Here is a 23,247-nt window from a genome sequence, read left to right as displayed (position 1 = left end):
AAGCCCTTCACGCGCAAAGCAATCGCCCCACGACGTGATCCCCAGCGCTGTCTTCTGCGATCCCCATAGTTCGGCCCCAGCCAAACTCGGCGTCATCTATACTCTGTGACCAAGAAATCTGCAATCGGAATCTCTCTTACATGCCCCGTATTCGCCGTTGGTTGGGCTGGATCCTGGCCACGCTCGTCGTGCTAGCACTGCTTGGCGCTATTGCTGCCGGCGGCCTGTATTACGCCATTTCCTCGAAGTTGCCGGACGTGCAGTCGCTCAAGCAGGTCGAGCTGCAGGAGCCGATGTACGTCTATGCCAGCGACGGCCGCCTGATGGCCGTGTATGGCGAGACCCGGCGCTACCCGATCCAGATGAAGGACGTGCCGCTGCGCCTCAAGCAGGCTTTTTTGGCGACCGAGGATGCGCGCTTCTACCAGCACGGAGGTGTGGACTACAAAGGCATCGGCCGTGCAGTCTGGCTGCTGGCCACCACCGACGCCAAGCGTGTGCCGGGTGGTTCGACGATCACCCAGCAGGTGGCGCGCCAGTTCTTCCTCAGTTCCGAGTACAGCTACACCCGCAAGCTCGCCGAGATCCTGTTGGCGCGCAAGATCGAGAGTGAGCTGAGCAAGGACGAAATCTTCGAGCTGTATCTCAACAAGAGCTTCTTCGGCAACCGCGCCTACGGCGTGGGTGCCGCGGCCGAGTACTACTACGGCAAGAAGATGAGCGAGTTGAGCCTGGATGAGATGGCTTCGCTGGCCGGTATCCCCAAGTTCCCGTCCAGCGGCAACCCGATCAGCAACCCGGAACGTGCGCAGGAACGGCGCGATTACTACGTGCTGCAACGCATGGCCGAGCTGGGCTTTGTCACCCAGGCCGAAGCCGATGCCGCCAAGGCGGTGCCGATGCACGCCAAGCCGCACGAGCCGCCGGTCGAGGTCTATGCGCCTTATGTGGCCGAGTTGGTGCGCCAGGAAATGATCGCCAAGTACGGCGGCGACGTGCTTAACAAGGGCTACCACGTCACCACCACCATCGACGCGACGCTGCAGACCGGCGCCGATGCGGCGATCGCAGAAGGCCTGCGCCTGTACGACCACCGGCATGGCTGGCACGGCGTGGAGCAGCATTTCGATGTCGCCGCCGATGCCGATGCGCCGGCGCTGGCCAAGCATCTGTCGGGCGTGTTCACCCAAGGCGGCCTGCGCGCGGTGATCGTGGCGCGCACCAATGCCGATGGCGGCGTGACCGTGGTGCAGAGCGACAAGACCGAGCTGACATTGCCCGCGAGCGCCAGCCGCTGGACCAACAAGACACCGGCCAAGCTGCTGACGCGCGGTGACCTGACCCGCATTCGCGCCGGCGACAAAGAAGGCGAGTGGATCATCGACCAGTTGCCGCGCGGCCAGGCCGCGCTGGTGTCGCTGGACGCCAACAGCGGCGCCCTGCGCGCACTGGTCGGCGGCTTCAGCTTTGCCGGCAACAAGTTCAATCGCGCCACCCAGGCGCGTCGCCAGCCGGGCTCGAGCTTCAAGCCGTTCGTATATGCGGCCGCGTTCGAGAAGGGCTTCAATCCGGCCTCGATCGTGCTCGATGCGCCGGTGGTGTTCCGTGACCGCCGCGGCAAGACCTGGTCGCCGCAGAACGACGGCGGCGGTTTTCGCGGCCCGATGCGCCTGCGCGAGGCATTGGTGCAATCGCGCAATCTGGTCTCGGTGCGGCTGTTGGACGCAATCAGCGTCGATTTCGCACGCAAGTACATCAGCCAGTTCGGCTTCCAGGAAGCGGAGCTGCCGCCCAACCTGTCGATGTCGCTGGGCACCGCATCGCTGACGCCGCTCTCGGTCGCGCGTGGCTATGCGGTGTTCGCTAATGGCGGCTCTCGGGTGGAGACCTGGATCGTGGACGAGGTCAAGGACCGCGACGGCAACGTCATCTTCAAGGAAGTGCCGGCCGTGGCCTGCCGCACCTGCGCGACGCAGGGCGGCACCGCCGCACCGGTGAGCCAGGTGGTGGACGGCTTCAACTTCGGCGCGCCTGCGTTGCCCAAGTCGATCGAACCGGCTACCGCAGCGCCGGCCACACCAGCGGAGACCACCCCGGCAGCCGTTGCCGAAACCAAGATCGCGCCGCGCGCCATCGACGAGCGTACTGCGTATCAGTTGGTGTCGATGATGCGCGACGTGGTCCAGCGCGGCACCGGCACCGCGGCCAAGGTGCTGGGCCGCGAGGACGTGGGCGGCAAGACCGGCTCGACCAACGATCACCGCGACGCCTGGTTCTCCGGTTTCGGCGGCCCCTACGCCACTACGGTGTGGGTGGGTCGCGACGATTTCCGCTCGCTCGGCTATCGCGAGTACGGCGGCAAGGCCGCACTGCCGATCTGGATCGACTACATGCGCGTGGCGCTGAAGGACAAGCCGATCGCAGCCAACGACCCGCCCGACGGCATGACCCAGGCCACCATCAACGGTGCGGTGGAATGGGTGAAGAACGAAGATCTCGATCGTCTGCAGGATTACGACTACGGCCTGCAGGAACAGCAGGACGAGAAGGCGTTCGATATTTTTTAAGAGCCGGGATTGGGGATTCGGGATTGGGGAATCGCGGCGGCATCACCCGCCCGGTTCCCCGAACGGTTTAGCGGCATCGACTGCCCCAGTCGCAGTAGAGGGCACTGGCAATCACCGTTGCTTGATTTCCCTTCAAGGGAAGACAGGCCGCATTCGCCACGCCGTCATGCGGCTGTTGTAGAGTCGAACCAGGTTCATTAGGGGAGCCCGGTCATGCACCACGCGCGCGAGCACGCCGATACGCGAACCCGAGAGCGTCGCCATCGATTGGCGCACGAAGCCGCCCGGCTGATGGCCGAAGGCGGCATCCGCGATTTTCATCAAGCCAAGCTCAAGGCGGCCAGCCGATTGGGCATCCATGACGATGCATCGCTGCCACGCAACCGCGAGATCGAAGACGCATTGCGCGAATATCAACGTCTGTTTGCCGGCCCCGCGCATGGCGTGCGACTACGCCAGCGACGCGAGGCCGCATTGCGTGCACTGGAGTTTCTCGGCCCGTTCCAGCCGCGACTGACCGGCCCGGTGCTCGATGGCACCGCCGACGCCAATGCGCCTGTGCAATTGCAGCTGCACAGCGACGATGCCGACGCAGTGCAGCGGTTTCTCGAAGAACACCGCATCCCGGCCGAATTACGCACGCGCCGGCTGCGCCTGGATCGCGAACGCAATGGCGAGTTCCCGGTGTGGCTGTTTAGTGCAGAGGATCTGACCTTCGACCTGACCGTGCTGCCCTACGACGCGCTGCGCCAGGCACCGCTATCCCAGCTGGACGAAAAACCGATGCCGCGCGCATCGGCCGCGCAAGTACGTCAGCTGCTGGCCGACGAGGACGGCCGCGATTCTTTGCAACAGCTGCGCTGACCGCAGCCGGCTGTAACGATCGACGACCGACCGCAACGCCCCACCCATCAAAGCAAACGCCCCGCAATGCGGGGCGCTGGTTCAAGCAGACAACCGCAAGCGCTTAGCGCTGGCCGGCGTCCTTATAGTCGCGCTTGTCGTAGCCGGTGTAGATCTGGCGCGGACGGCCGATCTTCATTTCCGGATCGACCTGCTGCTCCAGCCAATGCGACACCCAGCCGGCGGTGCGTGCGATGGCGAACATCACGGTGAACATTTCCACCGGGATATTCAGCGCCTTGTAGATCAGGCCCGAGTAGAAGTCGACGTTCGGGTACAGCTTGCGCTGCACGAAGTAGTCGTCCTTCAACGCGGCTTCTTCCAGCTTCAGCGCCACTTCCAGCAGCGGGTCGTTGACGCCCAGCTCGCCCAGCACCTTGTGGGTCATCTCGCGGATGATCTTGGCGCGCGGGTCGAAGTTCTTGTAGACGCGGTGACCGAAGCCCATCAGACGGAACGAGGAGTTCTTGTCCTTGGCCTTGGCCACGGCGGACTCGACGTTGTCGGCGGTGCCGATCTCTTCCAGCATCTTCAGCACGGCTTCGTTGGCGCCACCATGTGCCGGGCCCCACAGCGCGGTGATACCGGCAGCGACCGAGGCATACGGATTGGCACCGGTCGAACCGACCAGACGCACGGTCGAGGTCGAGGCATTCTGCTCGTGATCGGCATGCAGGATGAACAGCAGATCCAGCGCCTTGGCGACCACCGGATTGATCTCCAGCGGCTCGCTCGGCACTTCGAACATCATGTGCAGGAAGCGGTCGACGTAGTTGAGGTTGTTGCGCGGGTAGCGGATCGGCCAGCCGATCGAATAGCGATACGCAGCAGCAGCCAACGTCGGCACCTTGGCGATCAGACGGATGGCAGCCTGACGGCGCTGCTCCGGATCGTTGAGGTCCAGGGTGTCGTGATAGAACGCCGACAGCGAGGCGACCGAACCGGCCAGCATGGCCATCGGGTGCGCGTCGTGGCGGAAGCCACCGAGGAAGTTCTTCAGCGACTCGTGCATCATCGTGTGATGCGTGACTTCGTGGTCGAACTTCTGGAACTCATCCGCCGTCGGCAGTTCGCCGTTCATCAGCAGATACGAGACTTCCAGGAAGCTGGACTTCTCGGCCAACTGTTCGATCGGGTAGCCGCGATACAACAAAACGCCGTTGTCGCCATCAATGTAGGTGATGGCCGACTTGCAGCTGGCGGTGGCGGTGAAGCCCGAGTCGTAAGTGAACAGACCGGTTTCTTTGGTCAGCTTTGAAATATCGACGCAATCGTTGCCAAGCGTGGGCTTGAGTACCGGCAGAACAACCGACTTTTCGCCGGCGTTGAGCGTGACCTGATCAAGATCGGACACTGTGTACGCTCCTTCAGTGGAAGGCGCCTGTCACCAAATGGGCAGGCACGTGATGGAAGTCCAGGGCATCGCCCCGGATCACGTCATTATCGCACAGCAACATTTTGGCCGTCGCTTGGACAGAAGTCGTAGACGCACCCGTCCGGGGCGTAAAAACGAAGTTGTCACCGCGCAAAAAACAACGGCCGCGCAATGCGCGGCCGTTGCCGGTACAGCCCGTCCTGCAAGTTCAGCGCGCGTAGCGCTTCTGGAACTTGTCGATACGGCCGCCGGTGTCGATCACCTTGTGCTTGCCGGTATAGAACGGGTGCGATGCCGAGGAGATATCCACCTTGATCAGCGGATAGTCCTGGCCGTCTTCCCACTTCACGGTCTCTTTCGAGCTCATGGTGGAACGGGTCAGAATCTTGAAATCGGACGTCACGTCGTGGAAGACGACGTCGTTGTAGCTGGGATGAACGTTATCTTTCATGGACTTGGCGCCGGGCTGCCTGGATAAGCCGGTCATTATAGCGGCCTACCTTTGCCCGGCGCAAGCTGCGTCCTAACCCGCTGCCAACGCCGCCTCGACCAGGCCATGGAACCGCTGGCGGTCGTAGTCCAGCAGCAGGTTGGCGTTGTCGGGCGCGCCGTCTCGGCGATTCCAGTCCACCACGGTCATGCCACGGGTGTGGGTGCCAGTCAGCTCGATGTGGACCGGCCGCCGCTCCAGCCGCTGCGCGCCCTCTGGATGCAGCGCGAAGGCCATCGCCAGCGCATCGGCAGCGTACCAGTGCTCGCCACGGCTGTCTTCGGACCACAGCCGGGTCTTGCGCGAGATTTCCTCGTAGAACTTCGCGCGTGCAGAGTCCGTCGCCAGCCATTGCTCGACATCGCGATGCAGCAGGCCGTGCGCGATGGTGGCCTCCCAGTCGGCGACATCGAACTGCGGAAAACCGCGGAACACGATATGCGCCGCCTCCGGGTCGAAGCCGATATTGAATTCGGCCGCCACGGTGATATTGCCGTGCCCGGTCAGCGCCCCACCCATTACCACCAGCCGCGCCACGCGCTGCGGCAGGGTCGGGTCCAGCGTAAGTGCCAGGGCAAGATTGGTCAGCGGGCCGAGCGCGACCAGCAACAGCTTGCCCGCGTGCTCATGCGACAGGCGCAGGATGGCCAGCGCGGCATGCTCGGCCTCGGCAGTGCGCTTGGCCGGCGCCAGGCCGACATCGCCAAAGCCATCGATGCCATGCACGTGCGCCGCATCCACCGACGGATGCAGCAGCGGCTGCGGGCAGCCCGCGTAGACCGGCACATCGTCGCGGCCCGCAATCTCGCAGACCTTCAAGGCGTTGCGCACGGTGTGCTCCAGGCCCACGTTGCCGGCGGCGATGGTCAGGCCGACCACCTCATGACGCGTGTCGTTGAACGCCATCAGCAGCGCCAGCGCGTCATCCACGCCCGGGTCGGTGTCGATCAGCAGCGGTATCTTTTTTGTCATGGGATTCGGGATTGGTCATTCGGGATTCGTTACCGCATCTTCGCAAGGATCGGCGGGGCACGCGAATCCCTACACACCCAGATCGCAGCGACCTGGCTTTACCAATCCCCAATCCCCAATCCCCAATTCCGAATGCCCAATCTCCGCCGCTCACGCAGCTGCGTAACGCACCGCACTGCCGATCCAACGCGCAACGACACGATCGGCGATCTCCGGCGCTTCGGCCAGCAGTCGTTCGGCGAGCACCTGCACGCGCGGCAGCAACCCGGCATCGCGGGCCAGATCGGCAATGCGAAAACTCGCCAGGCCGGTCTGCCGGGTGCCCAGCAATTCGCCAGGGCCACGCAACTCCAGATCCTTTTCGGCGATCACGAAGCCGTCGTTGGTCTGGCGCATGGTTTCCAGACGCTGGCGCGCCATCATCGACAACGGCGCCTGATACAGCAGCACGCAACTGGACGCAGCCGCGCCGCGGCCGACCCGTCCGCGCAGCTGATGCAACTGGGCAAGGCCCAGGCGCTCGGCATTTTCGATGATCATCAGCGAGGCGTTGGGGACGTCCACGCCCACTTCGATCACGGTGGTGGCGACCAGCAGATCGGTGTGGCCCTGCTTGAAATCCAGCATGGCTTTTTGTTTTTCGGCCGGCTTCATGCGGCCGTGCACCAGCGCCACGCGCACGCCCGGCAACTGTGCCGATAGCGCTTCAAAGGTGACTTCTGCGGCCTGCGCTTCGATCCTTGGCGGGCCAGGCGGCGCGCCTTTGCCGGGCTCTTCGCTTTCTTCGATCAAGGTGCACACCCAGTACGCCTGACGCCCTTCGGCGCAGGCGGCGCGGATGCGCTCTACCAGGTCCGGGCGACGTTCTGCGCTCAAGACAATCGTCTGTACCGGCGTGCGCCCGGGCGGCAGCTCGTCAATGGCGGAAACATCCAGATCCGCATAGGTCGACATCGCCAGGGTGCGCGGGATCGGGGTGGCGGTCATCACCAATTGATGCGGCACGCTGCCGGCAGCCGCACCCTTGTCGCGCAGGGCAAGCCGCTGATGCACACCGAAGCGGTGCTGCTCGTCGATGATGGCCAGCGCGAGGTCGTGAAAGACCACCGCCTCCTGCATCAATGCATGCGTGCCGACGACGACCTGTGCCTGGCCGGAGGCCACCTCGGCCATCGCCGCAGCACGCGCCTTGCCGGTGACCTTGCCGGCCAGCCAGACGATGCGCACGCCCAGCGGTTCCAGCCAGCCACGCAGGTTGGTGAGGTGCTGCTCGGCCAGCAGTTCGGTCGGCGCGGCCAGCGCCACTTGCTTGCCCTGCTCCACCGCCAGCATCGCCGCCAACGCGGCGACCACGGTTTTACCGCTGCCGACATCGCCCTGCACCAGCCGTAGCATCGGCGATGGCTTGGCAAGATCGCGCGCAATCTGCTCGAACACGCGCTGCTGCGCGCCGGTGAGCTGGAACGGCAATGCCGCGCGCAGTTGCTGCACGAGGTTGCCATTGCCGGGCAGCCTGGGCGCATGAAAGCGCTGCAAGGCGATGCGTTGGCGGCGCAGGCTGAGTTGATGCGCCAGCAGTTCCTCGATCGCCAGGCGTTGCTGGGCCGGATGGCCGCCCGCGAGCAGTTGCTGCGGGTCGGTGTTGACCGGCGGGCGATGCATGGTCAGCAGCGCCTCGCGCAAAGAGGGCAATTGTTCGTCCTGCAGCCAATGCGGCGGCAGCAATTCCAGCGCGGCCTCCGGCGGCAACCGCTCCAACGCCTGGCCGATGAGCTTGCGCAGCGTGGCCGGCCCAACGCCCTCCAACACCGGATAGACCGGGTCCAGGCTATCGCCCAGCCCGGCGTCTTCGCCCTCCGCCAGCACACGGTAACTGGGGTGAACGATTTCCCAACCGTTCTGCCCCGGTTTGGGCGTGCCGAACACCCGCACCCGCGTGCCCGGCGCGAACTGCGCCACCTGGGCCGCGCGGAAGTGGAAAAAGCGCAGCACCAAAGTGCCGTGCGAGTCGTCCGACACCGCTACCCGCAGCACCGGCCGGAAGCGGAAGCCGCGCTCCATCGCATCGACGCGGCCTTCGATCTGCGCCGGCACGCCGCCCTGCAACTGCGCGATCGTGGTCAGCCGCGTGCGGTCTTCGTAACGCAGCGGCAGATGCAGCCACAGATCCTGCAACGTGAAAATCCCACGCGCAGCGAACTTCTCGGCCACTTTCGGGCCGACCCCGGGCAGGCTGGACAGCGACGCCTGGCCTGCGACGGCCAGGCTCGGCGTGACGGTGAGCGCGCGTGGCACGGCAGATCGAATCGGATCAGTCGAACTGGATCACTCGAGCACCATCACCGCATCGACTTCGAAACCGGCGCCCTTGGGCAGACCGGAGACTTCGATGGTGGAACGCGCGGGGAACGGCGCCTGGAAATACTCCTGCATCACCGCGTTGACGGCGGCGAACTGGCCGAGATCGGTCAGGTACAGGCCCAGGCGCACGATCTTGTCGAGCGAGCCGCCGGCTGCTTCGGCCACCGCCTTGAGGTTGTCGAAGCAGCGACGTGCTTGCGCACCGATGTCGCCCGGCACGATCTCGCCGGTGGCCGGATCCAGCGGGATCTGCCCGGAGAAATACACCGTGTTGCCGGCACGCACGGCCTGCGAATACGGGCCAATGGCGGCAGGCGCCTGGTCGGTATGGATGATCTGGGACATGGAAACTCCGCTGCAAAGGTGTGTGCAGCAGTTTAGGCGTTTGTGCGGATTTGCTCGACTGTTGCGCGCGTTTTACTGACGACCCACGCTTTGCACCACATGCAAGCGCCGCAACCGGCGCATCACTTCGGCCAGATGGCGGCGGTCGCGGACCTGGATGTTGAAGCGCAGCACCGCGGCATTGAAATCGCGGTCCAGGTAATCCACACGCTCGATGTTGGACTGGCTCTGCGCAATCGCCGCGGCAAGCTGCGCCAGCACGCCGGTGCGGTTTTCCACCTCGACCACCAATGCGGTGTCGTAATCGCCGGTGACGCCCGAATCCCAATCGATCGGCACCCAGCGTTCGGGCGATTTGCGCAGTTCGGCCAGGTTGGTGCAATCCAGCCGGTGCACCACGATGCCCTTGCCGGCGGTGTGGTAGCCCATGATTTCGTCGCCGGGAATCGGCTGACAACAGTTGGCGAAGCTGATCACGCCACGCTCGCTGCCGTCGATCAGGATCTTTTCGTGCGAATGCTTGGAATGCCCGCCGCCGCGCAGTTCGGCATAGGCCATCAAGGCCTGCGCGGCCTGGTTGGGCATCCAGTTACCCAGCGCCACATCGGCCAGCAAGGCTTCCAGGCGCGGATAGCGGTGTTCGCTGAGGAAGGCGTCCAGGCGGCCCTTGGGCAGCCGTTCCAGCGAACTGTCCATCGCTTCCAGCGCGCGATCGAGCATGCGGTGGCCGAGCTGCACGGCATCTTCGTGTTCGAGTTGCTTGAGCTGGTGGCGGATCGCGGTGCGCGCCTTGCTGCTGACCACAAACTCCAGCCACTGCGGTTTGGGCGTGGCCGAGCGCGCGGTGATGATTTCAACCGCCTGCCCGCTGACCAGCTTGGTGCGCAATGGCACCAGCTTCTTGTCCACGCGCGAGGCGACCGCGCGATTGCCCACGTCGGTATGCACCGCGTAGGCAAAATCCAACGCGGTGGAATTGCGCGGCAACGCCAGGATCTTGCCCTTGGGCGTGAACAGATAGACCTCGTCCGGGAACAGATCGACCTTGACGTTGTCCAGAAACTCCAGCGACGAGCCAGCAGCGCGCTGCGAATCGATCAACTCCACGATCCAGTCGTGCGCACGGCTCTGCGCACTGTTGGGCGATGTGGAACCGACTTTGTAGGTCCAGTGCGCGGCCACGCCGCGTTCGGCGATCAGGTCCATCTCTTCGGTGCGGATCTGTACTTCGATCGGCGAGCCGTAGGGTCCGAACAACACGGTGTGCAGCGACTGGTAGCCGTTGGCCTTCGGGATCGCGATGAAATCGCGAAAGCGCCCGTCCAGCGGCTTGAACGTGGCATGCACCGCGCCGAGGGCGTGATAGCAATCGGCCACCGAACGCACCACCAGACGGAAGCCGAACACATCCATCACCTGGTCGAAGGATTTGTTCTCTTCGTGCATCTTGGAATAGATGCTCCAGGGCGTCTTGATGCGACTGACCAGACGATGTTCAAGCCCTTCCTTGGCCAGCCGCTGCGACAACTGCACTTCCACCTGCGCCATCGATTCGCGCCGCACCACCGGTTGGCTGCGGATGTGCTTTTCGATGATGGCGTGACGCCATGGATACAGCGCGCGAAAGCCCAGGTTCTGCAACTCGGACTTGATCAGGCTCATGCCCAGGCGCTGTGCGATGGGCGCATAGATTTCCAGCGTTTCGCGCGCGATGCGGCTGCGCGCCTCACTGCTCTGCGCGCCCAGCGTGCGCATGTTGTGCAGGCGGTCGGCCAGCTTGATCATGATCACGCGCAAGTCGCGCGACATCGCCAACAGCATCTTGCGGAAACTTTCCGCCGCCGCTTCCTGGCGGTCGCGGAACTTGAGCTTGTCCAGCTTGGTGACGCCATCGACCAGCTCGGCCACCGCTTCGCCGAACTCGGAGGCCAGCTCTTCGCGAGTCAGCGGCGTGTCTTCGATGGTGTCGTGCAGGATCGCGGCGATCAGCGATTCCATGTCCAGGCCGAGTTCGGCGAGTACGCCGGCCACGGCGACTGGATGGGTGATGTAAGGCTCGCCCGACTTGCGGGTCTGGCCGGCATGCGCGGTGGCCCCTACTTCCCAGGCACGGCGCAGGATCGGCAGCTGCTCCTTGGGAAGGTAGCTGGCAGCGCGTTCAAGGTGCAGGACGTAATCGGGGATGGCCGGGTCGGGAGACGAGGACGTCACGACGGTCGCCTGGGCAGTGGGGCCTGGGTTCATGGCGGAAGACTATGCCAGCGGCGCAGTCACGGCAAACGTTTGCGCACTACGCGCGCGAAAGCGGCCCGCAAACGAAAACAGCCCGCACAAGGCGGGCTGTTCGGATCGATCGCAGCGATGTGAGCAATCAATCGTCGTTCTTGGACATGTCTTCGTCGGCGACCACTTCGGCGGCGGCCCATTCCAGCGCTTCGCGCTCGGCACGCTCGCGTTCGGCCTTCTCGACTTCATCGATCAGCGCGTTGTCGATCCGGCGGGCGGCGATCTCGCGCAGCGCCATCACGGTGGGCTTGTCGCTGGCGTCTGCGTTTTCGATCAACGGCTGGACGCCGTTGGCGAGCTGACGGGCGCGCTTGGAGGCCATCATGACCAGCTCAAAACGGTTGTTCACGACTTCCAGGCAATCTTCTACGGTAATGCGGGCCATGCGGGCTCCCGGCGACCAGCAACGGCCGCGCATCGAATGAGGGAAAGGGGGCGGAGTGTACGCCGGGGCCGCTGGGCGGGCAACCGGCTGTCATTCAGTTTGCTTTGGAATCAGCCACTTGGAACAAATCGATCAAGACGCAGCGCCTTCCTGGTGCGCAGAACAGCCCCGCAGGCCTGGCCGGCCGTTTCCCTAAGCCGAGGCGACACGCAGGCCGAGTGCCGATGTTCAGCTGCAGCGTCATCGCGTGACACCGAGGATCGCCACTCCACCTACCACACCAGGAACTCAGTCAAGCAGCGCCTGGATCAGGCCGGCATGCCGCTGCTGCTGCGCCTGCCGACGCAGCCGGCTGGCGGTGAAGATCGCGCACATCTCCGACACCGCCGTCTCGAAGGTCTCGTTGATGATGACGTAATCGAATTCTTCGAAGTGCAGCATCTCTTCGCGTGCGGCGGCCAGGCGCTGCGCCATCACGTCCTCGCTGTCCTGACCGCGCTTGCGCATGCGCTCGTCCAGCGCCTGGCGTGAGGGCGGCAGGATGAAGACGCTGACCGCGTCGGGCACTTTCTGGCGTACCTGGCGCGCGCCCTGCCAGTCGATTTCCAGCAGCACATCGTGGCCGGCAGCCAGCTGCGGCTCCACCGACTGCCGCGCGGTGCCCTTCCAATCGCCATGCACCAACGCATATTCGAAGAAGTCGCCCGCTTCGATCATGCCCTGGAACTCGTCGGCGGAGACGAAGTGGTAGTGCTCGGCATGCCGCTCGCCGGGCCGCGGCGCGCGCGAGGTGAACGAGATCGACAAGGCAATCTTGGGATCGCGCGCCAGGGTGGCGTTGACGATGCTGCTCTTGCCGGCGCCGGAGGGAGCCGCAACGATATAGAGGGTGCCGCGCATTTTTAGGGAATAGGGAGTCGAGAATAGGGAATGGGGCACCGCGCGGAGCAAGCAGGCCGAGGGGAATCGTACCTGCTTTGACGATTCCCCATTCCCGATTGCCTATTCACGGCTATTCGATGTTCTGCACCTGCTCGCGGATCTGGTCGATCAGCACCTTCAGATCCACCGCTGCGTTGGACGTGCGGCTGTCCACCGACTTGGAGCCCAGCGTATTGGCTTCGCGGTTGAATTCCTGCAGCAGGAAGTCCAATCGACGGCCGACCGGTTCGCGCTGCTTGAGCACGCGGCGGATCTCGGAAATATGGCTGGACAGGCGATCCAGCTCCTCGTCCACGTCCAGCTTCTGCAGCCACAGCACCAGTTCCTGCTCGGCACGCCCCGGGTCCACCGGATGCGGCAGATCGGCCAGGCGTGCGGCGAGCTTGGCGCGCTGGCCTTCGCGAATGACCGGGATCAGCGTGCGCACTTCAGCGGCGATGCGTTCAATGGCATCGACCCGCTCGCTGATCGCCTCGGCCAGCTTGCCGCCTTCGCGCTCGCGCGCGGCGACGAAACTGTCCACCACCTCATCGAGCAATGCCAGGGCCTGGGCTTGCAACGCCGGTGCGTCCACGTCCTGCACCTGCAGCACGCCGGGTAGCTGCAACAGATCGGTAAAGCCGACCTGCAACTTGGGAAACACACCGTCGAGCCGCGTGGCCAGTGCGCCCAGTTCCTGCAGCAGGGATTCGTTGACGGCCAGGGTCTGCGCGTTGTCCGGCGCGCGCAGGCGCAGTGCCAGATCCAGCTTGCCGCGGCTGTTTTTTGCCGCCACACGTTCGCGCAGCATCGGCTCCAGCGCGCGCAGTTCTTCGGGCAGGCGCACGCCTATTTCCAGAAACCGGTGGTTGACCGAGCGCAGCTCGCAACCGAGCGTGCCCCAGGGCGTGATGCGTTCGCCGCCAGCAAACGCGGTCATGCTTCGAATCATCGTCAGTCCCGTGCCTTCAAAGCGCGAATGGTACCCTAGCCGCCCGCGCTGGCTGACCGCCTCGCCACGCGCTGACCCAGACCCACCTCCCGACTTCCGGACTCATCGCATGACCTTTTCCCGTCCCAGCGGCCGCACGGCCGACCAGCTGCGCCCGGTGCGCATCGAACGCGCTTTCACCCGTCACGCCGAAGGCTCGGTGCTGGTCAGCTTCGGCGACACCCGCGTGCTGTGCACCGCCAGCGTGGAAAACCGCGTGCCGGGGTTCCTCCGCGGCAAGGGCGAAGGCTGGGTGACCGCCGAATACGGCATGCTGCCGCGCTCCACCCACACCCGCTCCGACCGCGAAGCCGCACGTGGCAAGCAAGGCGGGCGCACGCTGGAAATCCAGCGCCTGATCGGCCGCGCACTGCGCGCCTGTGTGGACCGCAATGCCCTGGGCGAGCGCACCATCACCCTGGACTGCGACGTGCTGCAGGCCGATGGCGGCACCCGCACCGCTGCGATCACCGGCGCCTACGTGGCGCTGGCCGATGCGGTGAACCTGCTGCTCAAGCGTGGCGACATCAAGAAGCATCCGCTGATCGGCGCTGTAGCCGCGGTATCGGTGGGCATCTATCGCGGCGAGCCGGTACTGGATCTGGATTACCCCGAAGACAGCGACTGCGACACCGACATGAATGTGGTGATGAATGACGGTGGCGGTTTCATCGAGCTGCAGGGCACCGCCGAAGGCCACGCCTTCCGCCGCGACGAACTCAACGCGCTGCTCGCCCTGGCCGAAAAGGGCATGGGCGAATTGTTCGCCCTGCAACGCGCTGCGCTGGCCGGATGAGCCGTCGCATCGCCCTGACCACCTTGCTGGTCGCCGACTACGATGCGGCGATTGCCTGGTACACCGGCGCGCTGGGTTTCCACGTGCTGCAGGACCGGCTACTCGACGGCGGCAAACGCTGGGTGGTGCTCGGCCCGGGCGACGCGCAGGAGGCCGCACTACTGCTCGCGCAGCCGAGCGATGCCGCGCAGCAGGCGCGCATCGGCGACCAGACCGGTGGGCGGGTGGATCATTTCCTCTACACCGACGACTTCTGGCGCGACCACGCGGCCATGCAGGCGTTTGGCGTGGAATTTCTGGAAACCCCGCGCGAGGAGCCGTACGGCACGGTCGCTGTATTCCGCGATCTGTACGGCACCAAGTGGGATCTGCTGGAGCCCAAGCAATGAAACAACTGGTCCTGGCCAGCGGCAACGCCGGCAAGCTGGAAGAACTGCGCGCCATGCTCGCCGACCTGCCGCTGCGCATCGTGGCGCAGGGCGAACTGGGTGTCGAAGACGTGCCGGAAACCGGCCTGACCTTCGTCGAGAACGCCTTGATCAAGGCGCGTCATGCCAGCGCGGTCACCGGCCTGCCGGCACTGGCCGACGACTCCGGCCTGATCGTCGATGCCCTCGGCGGCGCGCCCGGCTTGTACAGCGCGCGCTATGCCGGCAGCCCGACCAATGCGCAGGCCAACAACGCCAAGTTGCTCGAGGCCATGCGCGATGTACCGGCCGAGCGCCGCAGCGCGCGGTTTTATGCGGTGATCGTGCTGCTGCGTCACCCGGAAGATCCGCAACCGCTGATCGCCGAAGGCCGCTGGGAAGGGGTGATCACCACCGAACCGCGCGGCGATGGCGGCTTCGGCTACAACCCGGTGTTTCTGGACCCGGTGTACGGCCTGACCGCTGCGGAAATGGATACTGCGTTGAAGAACCGGCTGAGTCACCGTGCGGTGGCGTTGGCTACGTTGCAGCACAAGCTGCACGCCCTGTCGCTGTGAACGATGGCCTGATGCAGTGTCCGACCTGATTCCACCGCCGTTATCGCTGTACGTGCACCTGCCGTGGTGCGTGCGTAAATGCCCGTACTGCGATTTCAACTCGCATGCGGCCAAGGGCGTGCTGCCGTTCGAGGAGTACGTGGATGCGTTGATCCGCGATCTGGACAACGATTTGCCGCTGGTGTGGGGCCGCGTGGTGCATTCGGTGTTCTTCGGCGGTGGCACGCCGAGCCTGTTTCCGCCCGAGGCGATCGATCGCTTTCTGCAAGCCGCGGCTGCGCGGCTGCGCTTCGCACCGAATCTCGAGATCACCCTGGAAACCAATCCAGGCACCGCCGAGCATGGCCGCTTCGATGGTTATCGCGCCGCTGGCGTGAACCGCCTGAGCTTCGGGGTGCAGACCTTCGACGATGTGGCGCTGCAGCGGCTCGGTCGCATCCACGACAGTGCCGAGGCCGAGCGCGCGATCAAGCTGGCGCAGGATGCCGGTTACGACAATTTCAATATCGACCTAATGTACGCGCTGCCCGAGCAGACTTTGGCGCAGGCCGAGCGCGATCTCGAGCGCGCCTTCGCGCTGCAGCCCACGCACATGTCGCATTACCAGCTCACGCTGGAGCCGAACACGGTGTTCTTCGCGCGGCCGCCCAAAGGCATCCCCGACGACGATGCGGCCTGGGATATCCAGGAACATTGCCAGCGTCTGCTGGCCGAGGCCGGCTACGCGCAGTACGAAGTGAGCGCCTACGCCAAGCCCGGGCGGCAATGTGCGCACAACCTCAATTACTGGCGCTTTGGCGATTATCTGGGCATTGGCGCCGGTGCGCACGGCAAGATCAGTTCCGGCGCCGAGCAGCACGTACTGCGCCGCTGGAAGCACAAACATCCGCAGAGTTATCTGGCCAGCGCCGGCAACGCCGCGTCGATCGGCGGCGATGAAGTCGTGCCGCGCGCCCGGTTGCCGTTCGAATACATGCTCAATGTATTGCGCCTGCACGAAGGCTTCCGGCTGAGCGATTTCGAAGCCTCTACCGGTTTGGAGGCGTCAGAGATCGCAGCGCCGTTGGCGCGCGCGGTCGCGCAGGGTTGGATGACCGAGCAGGACGGACGCGTGATACCGACCGAACTGGGCCGCCGCTTCACCAACGACGTGGTCGAGTTGTTCCTGACCTGACGCTGGCCAGCAAACCCTAGCGAGCGCCCGTCATCCGCGCGTGACCGGCACGGCAGGTCTGGAGCGTTCGAGTGGTCCATCGCACCGAGCAACGGCTGCGCCTGGCCGCTCCAATGTCGCGCGGCAACGCGGAAAACATGCTACATAGCTCACGCTTCGAACCGAGCATACCTCCCCGGATGTCCACGCCCGCCTCTTCCCTGCAGCACACACTCAGCGGCCCGATTGCCGATGCGCCGGTGTCCGCGCGCGGCCGGCATCTGCTCGCGGCACTGCATGCGCACTGCGTGCAGGCGCTCAGCGGGCCGCTGCGGCTGACCATCGTCGAGCTGGAACGCGAGTTGCTGCATCAGGCCGAACATGCGCGCAACAGCCAGATCCAGGCCGAAACCTACGCGCAGACGCGTGGCCTGCGCGATCATATCGATCGGTTTCCGCAAGCCTTTCTGCAGCAGCTGGCGCAGGATCTGGCCAACCTGCGCGAGCGCCCGTCGCTGACACCGCCGGCCGATGCGCCGGCGCATCCGCAGATGCTCACGCTGGTGGAAGACACCGATATCGACCGCGACATCGTGCTCAGCGAGATCGCACGCCGCGAAACCTCGCGCCGTGCCGATGCGCTGCAATTGCTGGCGCAACGGTTGGCGGTGATCGGCGTGGTTGCCGAATTCGAACTCGAAGAAGTCCCGCTCGGTCCGTACGCGCTGTGCCGCCTGCTGCGCCACTGCGGCGAAACGCTGGGGTTGAGCCTGGATGGGCAACTCACGCTGTACCGCGTGTTCGAGCGTCAGCTGATCGAGCGTTTGAACGATCTGTATGAGCGTGTCAACAGCGTCCTCGCACAGGAAGGCATCCTGCCGGGGCTGATCTATCACCCGTATCTGGTCAAGCCCACGCAGGTGCAGACGCGGCGTGCGCTGCCTGCATCTGCCACTGCATCAAAGGATGCTGCACCCACCAACGCGCGCGCGATGCCGCCGCGTGGCGGGCAACCGGCGACCGGCTGGAGCGGACAGTCCGCACCGACACCGTGGCAGAGCGCCTTGCTGGATCCGTCAGATTTTCCGATGACACTGGCTGCGGCTACATACGGTGAGCAGGCAACACCTGCATTGAGCGATGCAATGCAGGCGCTTGGCGGCCTGATGTCATCGGCACGTCAATCGCAGGCGGCCGGCAACACAGGCCCATCTGCGCCTCAAAGTGCATCGAATTACGGCGCTGCCAATCGCGGCACAGCGCCCGCAACAGGCTCGCAGGCAACAGCTGAAAGAGCATTTCCCCAGCTTGCCTCCACGGCAGTGCCCAAAGCCGCGCTCAGCGACGCGCTGGCCAGCCTGCAAGGCGCGTTAGCCGTGCAATCAACTGCAGCGGCCGGCATCGATGCGCTGCAGCGGCAGGTGCTGGAACTGTTGCGCGCCCAGCACGGCCCGGACGCGGCGCTATCGCCGCAGGACACCGACACCTTCGACCTGCTCGGCCTGCTCTACGCGCAGATGCAACGCGAAGTGCGCGAGCAGACCCCGGCGCAGACCTTGCTTGCCAAGTTGCAGGTACCGCTGGTGCGCGCGGCATTGGCCGACACGCATTTTTTCGTGCGCGATCAGCACCCGGTGCGCGAATTGCTCAACACCGTTGCCGAGTCCGGTGCGGTGTGGCTGGGCGAGGACGATGTCGACCCGCAGTTGCTGCACAAGCTGGGCAATGCGGTCGACAAGATCGTCAACGACTATCACGGCGACGAAAGCGTCTTCGCTGCGGCCAACGACGAGATTCAGACCCATCTACGCGCACTGGCGCGCAAGGCCGAGGTCGCCGAGCGCCGCCATGTGGATGCCGCACGCGGCAAGGAACGGCTGGAATCGGCCAAGCAGCAGGCCGCCGATCGCATCGAGGATCTGTGCGAGCAGAGCGCGCCACCGCGTTTCGTGCAATCACTGCTGCGCCAGGCGTGGTCGGACGTGCTCACGCTCACGCTGCTGCGGCAAGGCGAGCAATCGCCCGAATGGGATGAGCGCCAGGCACTAACGGCGCGTATCGCCGAGGTCACCTGTCTGAGCAAGGGTCAGCCCACCGACACCGCGCTCGGTGGCGATGTCCAAACCGCGCTGCTACAGATCGGCTATCACCAGGACGAAGCGGCGGCGATCGCGCGGCGCCTGTCCACGCCCGGTGGCGAAGACGAGATGACCTCGCGCACCGAACTCACCGCCAAACTCAGGGCGCGCACGCGGCTGGGCGACCAGGGCGACAACGCCCCGCGCAAGGATATCGCCACACCGCGGTCGCCGGCCGAAGAGGCGTGCTACACGCAGTTGCGCAGCCTGCCATTCGGTACCTGGTTCGAATTCGTGGTCAACCAGCAGGGTGACCTGCGTCGGCAACGGCTGTCCTGGTACAGCCCGATGACCGACAACGCGCTATTCGTCAATCAGCGTGGGCAAAAGATCGGCGAGCAATCGCTGGATGGTCTGGCGCGGCTAATGGCCGGCGGCCAGGCGCGCTTGCTGGTCGAAGAAAAATCGCGTCTGATCGACCGCGCCTGGCATGCCACCGTGCGCACGTTACGTCACCTTGCCGGCCAGTCGCCTGCTGCAGAGCTCGCCCCATGATCCAGGACACCCGTCGCGCACCGCGCCGTCAACCAACCGATCTGGTGCCGGTCACCGACATGCTCAGCGAGGCGCAGATCGGCCGCGTTGGTAACGTGTCGGAAACCGGCATACTGCTGCTGGCTTCGGTTCCGCTGTATGACGACGCCTTGTATCAATTGCGCTTCACCCTGCCCGAGCGCGTGGGACGCGCCACCGAGATCGATGTCGGCGTGCACCTGCTGTGGTCCGAAGCCGCGCACGCTCCCGGACAGGCCTGGGCCGGTTTTCGCTTTCTGACGATGTCGGAGCCGCATCGGCGACGTCTGCGCGCCTGGATCGCCGAAGAACACATGGCCGGCTGAAGGCAAAGCGCCGCTGCCAGGATTGCGGCAAAATTGCGCATTGCCTTTGCATTGCCGATCGAGCCCCGCATGACCCAGCCGTCCTTGAGCCACCTGTATTCCGACCACCTGCGCACGCTGACCGCACGCGCCGATCAGGCGCTGCAACGCGGCGGCTTCGATCATCTGGTCGTGCCCAGCGGCAGCCTGCATTACCAGGTGTTCGACGACCGCGATTACCCATACGCGGTCAACCCGCAGTTCAAGGCCTGGGTGCCGCTGATGCGGGTGCCCAACAGCTGGCTGATCTACACCCCGGGCAAGCGCCCGACGGTGATCTTCTACCAGCCGTTCGACTATTGGCATGTGGTGCCCGACGCCCCCAGCGGCTGGTGGGTGGAGCACTGCGACATCCACATCATCCGCACCCCGGACGCGGCCTTGGCGCTGCTGCCCAAACAGCCCGAGCGCTGCGCGATTCTTGGCGAGGCGCAGAGTGCGCTCGGCGCCTATGTGCCGAACAATCCGCAGCCGGTGATCGATTACCTGGACTACCAGCGCGCCTTCAAGACCCCATACGAACTCGCACTGCTGCGCATTGCCCAGCAGCTGGCAGTGCGCGGCCATCGCGCCGCCGAAGTGGCATTCCGTGCAGGCCAGAGCGAGTTCGGCATCCACATGGCGTATTGCGCAGCCGTGGGCCAGGACGCCAACGAACTGCCGTACGGCAACATCATCGCGCTCAACGAACACGGCGCAGTGCTGCACTACACCGAACTCGGCCAACAGCCGCCGCAACCGTTGCGCAGCTTTTTGATCGATGCCGGCGCTTCGGCCTACGGCTACGCCAGCGACATCACCCGCACCTATGCCGCCGACCCGGGCAGCGAGTTCCAGGCACTCATTGATGCAGTCGACGCCGCACAGATCCGCATGGGCCAGAACGTGCGCGCGGGCGTGGATTACAAGCAGCTGCATGTGGACGCGCATCTGGCGTTGATGGGCATCCTCAAGAACTTCGGCATTCTCACCGTGTCGCCGGAAGCCGCGCTCGCCACCGGTGTCAGCGCCGCGTTCTTCCCGCACGGGCTGGGCCATCTGATCGGCTTGCAGGTGCACGATGTCGCCGGCTTTGCAGCCAGCGACCGCGGCGGCCGCATCGAGCGCCCCGCCGGTCACCCGTATCTACGCCTGACCCGCGTGCTCGAACCGGGCATGGTGGTCACCATCGAGCCGGGCGTGTACTTCATCGACATGCTGCTGGACGAAGTGAAGAAGAACGGCCACGCCGCCAGCATCGACTGGCAGCGCGTCGACCACTTCAAACCCTACGGCGGCATCCGCATCGAAGATGAAGTGGTGTGCACTGATGGCGCTCCCGAAAACCTGACGCGCCCAGTGTTTGCCGCACCATAAATTATTCTGCACAGCACGGAGCATCGCCATGAACGATCCACGCCAACCCTCGCACCCGGACCATCCGATGTATCAGCAGATCGAACGCGGTGTGCACGCGCTCGATGCCGCACATGGGCGCGAGCCCGACCAGACCAGCGCGCGGCTCACTGCCGCGTTGCTGCCGCTGGCCAAGGAAGGCGGCTTGTCGCGCGTGGATCACGTACTGATGAGCGACGCCAACAACAAAGGTGTGCATGGCGGCGAGAATGTGTTCGTGGTGCAAGGCGATCCTGCCAACCCGGCGCATCTGCGCGCGCATATGAAGACCGAACAGGCATTGAGCACGCCGGAAGAGCAGTCGTTCGCGCGCGCACAGCAGCTTGCATCGCCAGCTGAGCAGGTTCAGCCACCCGAACCCACTCAGACACCGCGGTTGGGGCAGTAAGATCGGCTAATAAAACGACTGAGCGGATGCCTAACAGTGAGCGCAGGGTTTTGTCAGCCGCATCTTGGTGATTGCCGTCAGAAGTCCAGGTCAACCGCTGAGTCGGTCGAGGGCGCGGTGCCCTCGCCGCTCGCGGGACACGCCGCAAGTACGTCCATGTAGGCTCGGTGGCGGCATCCATGCCGCCACACGGTCCCGCAATCGGAGAGGACACCGCACCAAGAAGTTTGCCGGTTGCTTTGTTGAAACCTGCCCGTCGATCACGTTGCGCTGCGAAACTGATCCGTCGCGGTGTTATCCAGACAACACACCATGCCTTGCTTGCAACCATGCACACCGACCGTCTCCACTGGTCCTTGCCCGCCCACCCTTGCGGGGCTGGATGCCGCGGAAGAGCCTACACGGACGTACTTGCAGCGTGTCCCGCGATGGTGGGCGGGCAAGGGCCCTGCAGCCAGGCCGCAGATCAGCCGCCCTGCAGCAGGCCGGCATGAAGTCGTTCTGTTAGCCGCTCTAAGTAAGGCGATAAACCCGATTCGACGCGTCGTCGATGCGACGCGCGTTGGACGCAACATTACGCAACGCGGCCGGCCATCTCCGCTTCGATCTCGTCGGCACTGCGCGCCAGCGCATCGGTCAACACGCGATGGCCTTCGGCGGTGATCAGCACGTTGTCTTCGGTGCGGATGCCGATGCCGCGCCACCTGGCTTCCACCGTGGTGTCGTCGGCGCTGATGTACAGCCCCGGTTCGATGGTGAATACCATGCCCGGTTCGAGCAGGCGCGAGTCGCCCGCCAGCCGGTAGTCGCCCACATCGTGCACATCCAGGCCCAGCCAGTGGCCGGTCTTGTGCCGATAAAAGCGCTTGTAATGGCCGTCGGCGATGTTGCGTTCCAGCGTGCCCTTGAGCAGCCCCAGGCGCAGCAATCCTTCGGTCAAGGTTTCCACTGCGGCCAGATGCCCGGCTTCGTACGCTACGCCGGGGCGCGCCTGCGCGAGAGCGGCAGCTTGCGACGCACCGACCAGATCATGCAGCGCGCGCTGTGCCGGCGTGAAGCGGCCATTGACCGGGAAGGTGCGGGTGATATCGGCCGCATAACCGCGATATTCGGCGCCGGCATCGATCAGCACCAGCTCGCCGTCGCGGCTGCGCGCATTGTTGGCGCGGTAGTGCAGCACACAGGCATTGCTGCCGGTGCCGACGATGCTGCCGTACGCCGGCCACGCATCGGCAGCGCGAAATTCGCGCTCGACCTCGGCCTGAAATTCGTACTCATGCACGCCCGGCCGTGCCAATCGCATCGCGGCGCGATGCGCACGTACGCTGATGTCGGCGGCCTGCTGCATCAACGCGATTTCATCGCGCGATTTGAACAGGCGCTGCTCGTGCAGCAGATGTCCTAATTCCAGGAATTCATGCGGCGGCTGCGCGCCGTGGCGCACCTGCTCGCGCACGCGCTTGAGCCAGCCGATCAACTTGAGATCGAAGTCGACATCGCGCCCGAAGTGGTAGTAAACACGGCTACGGCCTTCCAGCAACCCCGGCAGGATCTCGTCGACATCGTCAATGGGATACGCATCGTCCATGCCGTAACGCGCCACCGCGCCTTCCTGACCTTCGCGCGGGCCATCCCAGGCTTCGCGCTCGGCATTGCGCTCGCGGCAGAACAGGATCGCCTCGCCATGCTTGCGCCCGGGCACCAGCACCAGCACCGCTTCCGGCTCGGGGAAGCCACTCAGGTACCAGAAATCCGAATCCTGCCGGTACGGGTAATGGGTGTCGTGGCTGCGTACCCGCTCGGGTGCGGCCGGCAGGATCAGAATCGCCTGCTCGCCGGCCATCTGCATCAACTGCTTGCGCCGGCGCGCGTATTCGGCCGCGCCGATCCCGGTGAGCTTTTTCATGTCGGTCACGCG

The 23,247-nt window shown here is 64.8% G+C and carries 20 protein-coding genes; 10 read left to right on the top strand and 10 right to left on the bottom strand.

The window, feature by feature from the left end:
• Nucleotides 1-140 precede the first annotated feature (140 nt).
• Nucleotides 141-2,567, top strand: coding sequence for a penicillin-binding protein 1A (locus tag FFY45_RS02005; RefSeq protein WP_176339185.1), 2,427 nt, complete (start codon nucleotides 141-143; stop codon nucleotides 2,565-2,567).
• Nucleotides 2,568-2,780: 213 nt separating this feature from the next.
• A complete protein-coding gene (locus FFY45_RS02000) occupies nucleotides 2,781-3,431 on the top strand; it encodes a hypothetical protein (RefSeq protein ID WP_023902578.1) in 651 nt (216 codons plus the stop codon).
• Nucleotides 3,432-3,534: 103 nt separating this feature from the next.
• Here FFY45_RS02000 and FFY45_RS01995 read toward each other — a convergent pair whose 3' ends face one another.
• From FFY45_RS01995 to FFY45_RS01955, 9 genes are all read right to left on the bottom strand, one after another.
• Entirely contained in the window at nucleotides 3,535-4,824 is a 1,290-nt protein-coding gene (locus FFY45_RS01995) for a citrate synthase (protein ID WP_176339184.1), read from the bottom strand.
• A gap of 229 nt (nucleotides 4,825-5,053) precedes the next feature.
• Nucleotides 5,054-5,296 (bottom strand): type B 50S ribosomal protein L31, encoded by a 243-nt coding sequence (locus FFY45_RS01990; protein ID WP_043889669.1) that lies wholly within the window; start codon nucleotides 5,294-5,296, stop codon nucleotides 5,054-5,056.
• Nucleotides 5,297-5,368: 72 nt separating this feature from the next.
• On the bottom strand, nucleotides 5,369-6,307 hold the full coding sequence (locus FFY45_RS01985; RefSeq protein WP_176339182.1) for a nucleoside hydrolase: 939 nt from the start codon (nucleotides 6,305-6,307) through the stop codon (nucleotides 5,369-5,371).
• Nucleotides 6,308-6,457: 150 nt separating this feature from the next.
• Nucleotides 6,458-8,602: an ATP-dependent DNA helicase RecG gene (gene recG / locus FFY45_RS01980; RefSeq protein WP_176339179.1), complete on the bottom strand. Its 2,145-nt coding sequence runs from the start codon at nucleotides 8,600-8,602 to the stop codon at nucleotides 6,458-6,460.
• Nucleotides 8,603-8,632: 30 nt separating this feature from the next.
• Entirely contained in the window at nucleotides 8,633-9,013 is a 381-nt protein-coding gene (locus FFY45_RS01975) for a RidA family protein (protein ID WP_006451364.1), read from the bottom strand.
• A gap of 72 nt (nucleotides 9,014-9,085) precedes the next feature.
• Complete coding sequence (locus tag FFY45_RS01970) at nucleotides 9,086-11,257, bottom strand: RelA/SpoT family protein (protein ID WP_006451365.1); 2,172 nt, start codon at nucleotides 11,255-11,257, stop codon at nucleotides 9,086-9,088.
• 127 nt (nucleotides 11,258-11,384) lie between these two features.
• Nucleotides 11,385-11,684 carry a DNA-directed RNA polymerase subunit omega gene (rpoZ, locus tag FFY45_RS01965; RefSeq protein WP_002812428.1) on the bottom strand — a complete coding sequence of 100 codons (300 nt, stop codon included), beginning with the start codon at nucleotides 11,682-11,684 and terminating at the stop codon, nucleotides 11,385-11,387.
• A gap of 288 nt (nucleotides 11,685-11,972) precedes the next feature.
• Complete coding sequence (gene gmk / locus FFY45_RS01960; protein WP_043888920.1) at nucleotides 11,973-12,584, bottom strand: guanylate kinase; 612 nt, start codon at nucleotides 12,582-12,584, stop codon at nucleotides 11,973-11,975.
• Between the two features lie 112 nt (nucleotides 12,585-12,696).
• Nucleotides 12,697-13,557 (bottom strand): YicC/YloC family endoribonuclease, encoded by an 861-nt coding sequence (locus FFY45_RS01955; protein WP_176339177.1) that lies wholly within the window; start codon nucleotides 13,555-13,557, stop codon nucleotides 12,697-12,699.
• A 109-nt stretch (nucleotides 13,558-13,666) separates the two neighbouring features.
• Between FFY45_RS01955 and rph the strand changes: the two genes are divergently transcribed.
• From rph to FFY45_RS01915, 8 genes are all read left to right on the top strand, one after another.
• A complete protein-coding gene (gene rph / locus FFY45_RS01950; RefSeq protein ID WP_005996762.1) occupies nucleotides 13,667-14,392 on the top strand; it encodes a ribonuclease PH in 726 nt (241 codons plus the stop codon).
• Nucleotides 14,389-14,781: a VOC family protein gene (locus FFY45_RS01945; RefSeq protein WP_176339175.1), complete on the top strand. Its 393-nt coding sequence runs from the start codon at nucleotides 14,389-14,391 to the stop codon at nucleotides 14,779-14,781. The genes rph and FFY45_RS01945 overlap by 4 nt, the downstream gene beginning before the upstream one ends.
• Nucleotides 14,778-15,377, top strand: a complete 600-nt coding sequence (gene rdgB, locus FFY45_RS01940; RefSeq protein WP_176339173.1) for an RdgB/HAM1 family non-canonical purine NTP pyrophosphatase — start codon at nucleotides 14,778-14,780, stop codon at nucleotides 15,375-15,377. The genes FFY45_RS01945 and rdgB overlap by 4 nt, the downstream gene beginning before the upstream one ends.
• 16 nt (nucleotides 15,378-15,393) lie before the next feature.
• Entirely contained in the window at nucleotides 15,394-16,551 is a 1,158-nt protein-coding gene (gene hemW / locus FFY45_RS01935; protein WP_176339171.1) for a radical SAM family heme chaperone HemW, read from the top strand.
• 179 nt (nucleotides 16,552-16,730) lie between these two features.
• Complete coding sequence (locus FFY45_RS01930) at nucleotides 16,731-19,163, top strand: DUF1631 domain-containing protein (RefSeq protein ID WP_176339169.1); 2,433 nt, start codon at nucleotides 16,731-16,733, stop codon at nucleotides 19,161-19,163.
• Nucleotides 19,160-19,507, top strand: coding sequence for a PilZ domain-containing protein (locus tag FFY45_RS01925; protein ID WP_176339167.1), 348 nt, complete (start codon nucleotides 19,160-19,162; stop codon nucleotides 19,505-19,507). Before FFY45_RS01930 ends, FFY45_RS01925 begins: the two co-directional genes overlap by 4 nt.
• Nucleotides 19,508-19,576: 69 nt before the next feature.
• Nucleotides 19,577-20,902, top strand: a complete 1,326-nt coding sequence (gene pepQ / locus FFY45_RS01920) for a Xaa-Pro dipeptidase (RefSeq protein ID WP_176339166.1) — start codon at nucleotides 19,577-19,579, stop codon at nucleotides 20,900-20,902.
• A 28-nt stretch (nucleotides 20,903-20,930) separates the two neighbouring features.
• A complete protein-coding gene (locus FFY45_RS01915; protein WP_176339164.1) occupies nucleotides 20,931-21,329 on the top strand; it encodes an XVIPCD domain-containing protein in 399 nt (132 codons plus the stop codon).
• A gap of 574 nt (nucleotides 21,330-21,903) precedes the next feature.
• On the opposite strand, the gene FFY45_RS01910 is transcribed toward FFY45_RS01915, so the two are convergent.
• Nucleotides 21,904-23,235 carry an aminopeptidase P N-terminal domain-containing protein gene (locus FFY45_RS01910; protein ID WP_176339162.1) on the bottom strand — a complete coding sequence of 444 codons (1,332 nt, stop codon included), beginning with the start codon at nucleotides 23,233-23,235 and terminating at the stop codon, nucleotides 21,904-21,906.
• Nucleotides 23,236-23,247 lie beyond the last annotated feature (12 nt).

This window comes from Xanthomonas hortorum, assembly GCF_011305375.1.
Classification (GTDB): Bacteria; Pseudomonadota; Gammaproteobacteria; order Xanthomonadales; family Xanthomonadaceae; genus Xanthomonas; species Xanthomonas hortorum_E.
Note: the sequence above shows the minus strand (reverse complement) of the source record. Positions and strands in the feature narration are given on the sequence as shown.

Excerpts from the sequence above, each read along its gene's own strand:
- FFY45_RS01970 (WP_006451365.1), bottom strand. The coding sequence starts at position 11,257 with ATGAACCCAGGCCCCACTGCCCAGGCGACCGTCGTGACGTCCTCGTCT.
- FFY45_RS01945 (WP_176339175.1), top strand. The coding sequence starts at position 14,389 with ATGAGCCGTCGCATCGCCCTGACCACCTTGCTGGTCGCCGACTACGAT.
- pepQ (WP_176339166.1), top strand. The coding sequence starts at position 19,577 with ATGACCCAGCCGTCCTTGAGCCACCTGTATTCCGACCACCTGCGCACG.
- FFY45_RS01990 (WP_043889669.1), bottom strand. The coding sequence starts at position 5,296 with ATGAAAGATAACGTTCATCCCAGCTACAACGACGTCGTCTTCCACGAC.
- FFY45_RS01915 (WP_176339164.1), top strand. The coding sequence starts at position 20,931 with ATGAACGATCCACGCCAACCCTCGCACCCGGACCATCCGATGTATCAG.
- rpoZ (WP_002812428.1), bottom strand. The coding sequence starts at position 11,684 with ATGGCCCGCATTACCGTAGAAGATTGCCTGGAAGTCGTGAACAACCGT.
- rph (WP_005996762.1), top strand. The coding sequence starts at position 13,667 with ATGACCTTTTCCCGTCCCAGCGGCCGCACGGCCGACCAGCTGCGCCCG.
- FFY45_RS01985 (WP_176339182.1), bottom strand. The coding sequence starts at position 6,307 with ATGACAAAAAAGATACCGCTGCTGATCGACACCGACCCGGGCGTGGAT.
- FFY45_RS01910 (WP_176339162.1), bottom strand. The coding sequence starts at position 23,235 with ATGAAAAAGCTCACCGGGATCGGCGCGGCCGAATACGCGCGCCGGCGC.
- FFY45_RS02000 (WP_023902578.1), top strand. The coding sequence starts at position 2,781 with ATGCACCACGCGCGCGAGCACGCCGATACGCGAACCCGAGAGCGTCGC.
- rdgB (WP_176339173.1), top strand. The coding sequence starts at position 14,778 with ATGAAACAACTGGTCCTGGCCAGCGGCAACGCCGGCAAGCTGGAAGAA.
- FFY45_RS02005 (WP_176339185.1), top strand. The coding sequence starts at position 141 with ATGCCCCGTATTCGCCGTTGGTTGGGCTGGATCCTGGCCACGCTCGTC.
- FFY45_RS01925 (WP_176339167.1), top strand. The coding sequence starts at position 19,160 with ATGATCCAGGACACCCGTCGCGCACCGCGCCGTCAACCAACCGATCTG.
- FFY45_RS01930 (WP_176339169.1), top strand. The coding sequence starts at position 16,731 with ATGTCCACGCCCGCCTCTTCCCTGCAGCACACACTCAGCGGCCCGATT.
- gmk (WP_043888920.1), bottom strand. The coding sequence starts at position 12,584 with ATGCGCGGCACCCTCTATATCGTTGCGGCTCCCTCCGGCGCCGGCAAG.
- FFY45_RS01955 (WP_176339177.1), bottom strand. The coding sequence starts at position 13,557 with ATGATTCGAAGCATGACCGCGTTTGCTGGCGGCGAACGCATCACGCCC.
- FFY45_RS01975 (WP_006451364.1), bottom strand. The coding sequence starts at position 9,013 with ATGTCCCAGATCATCCATACCGACCAGGCGCCTGCCGCCATTGGCCCG.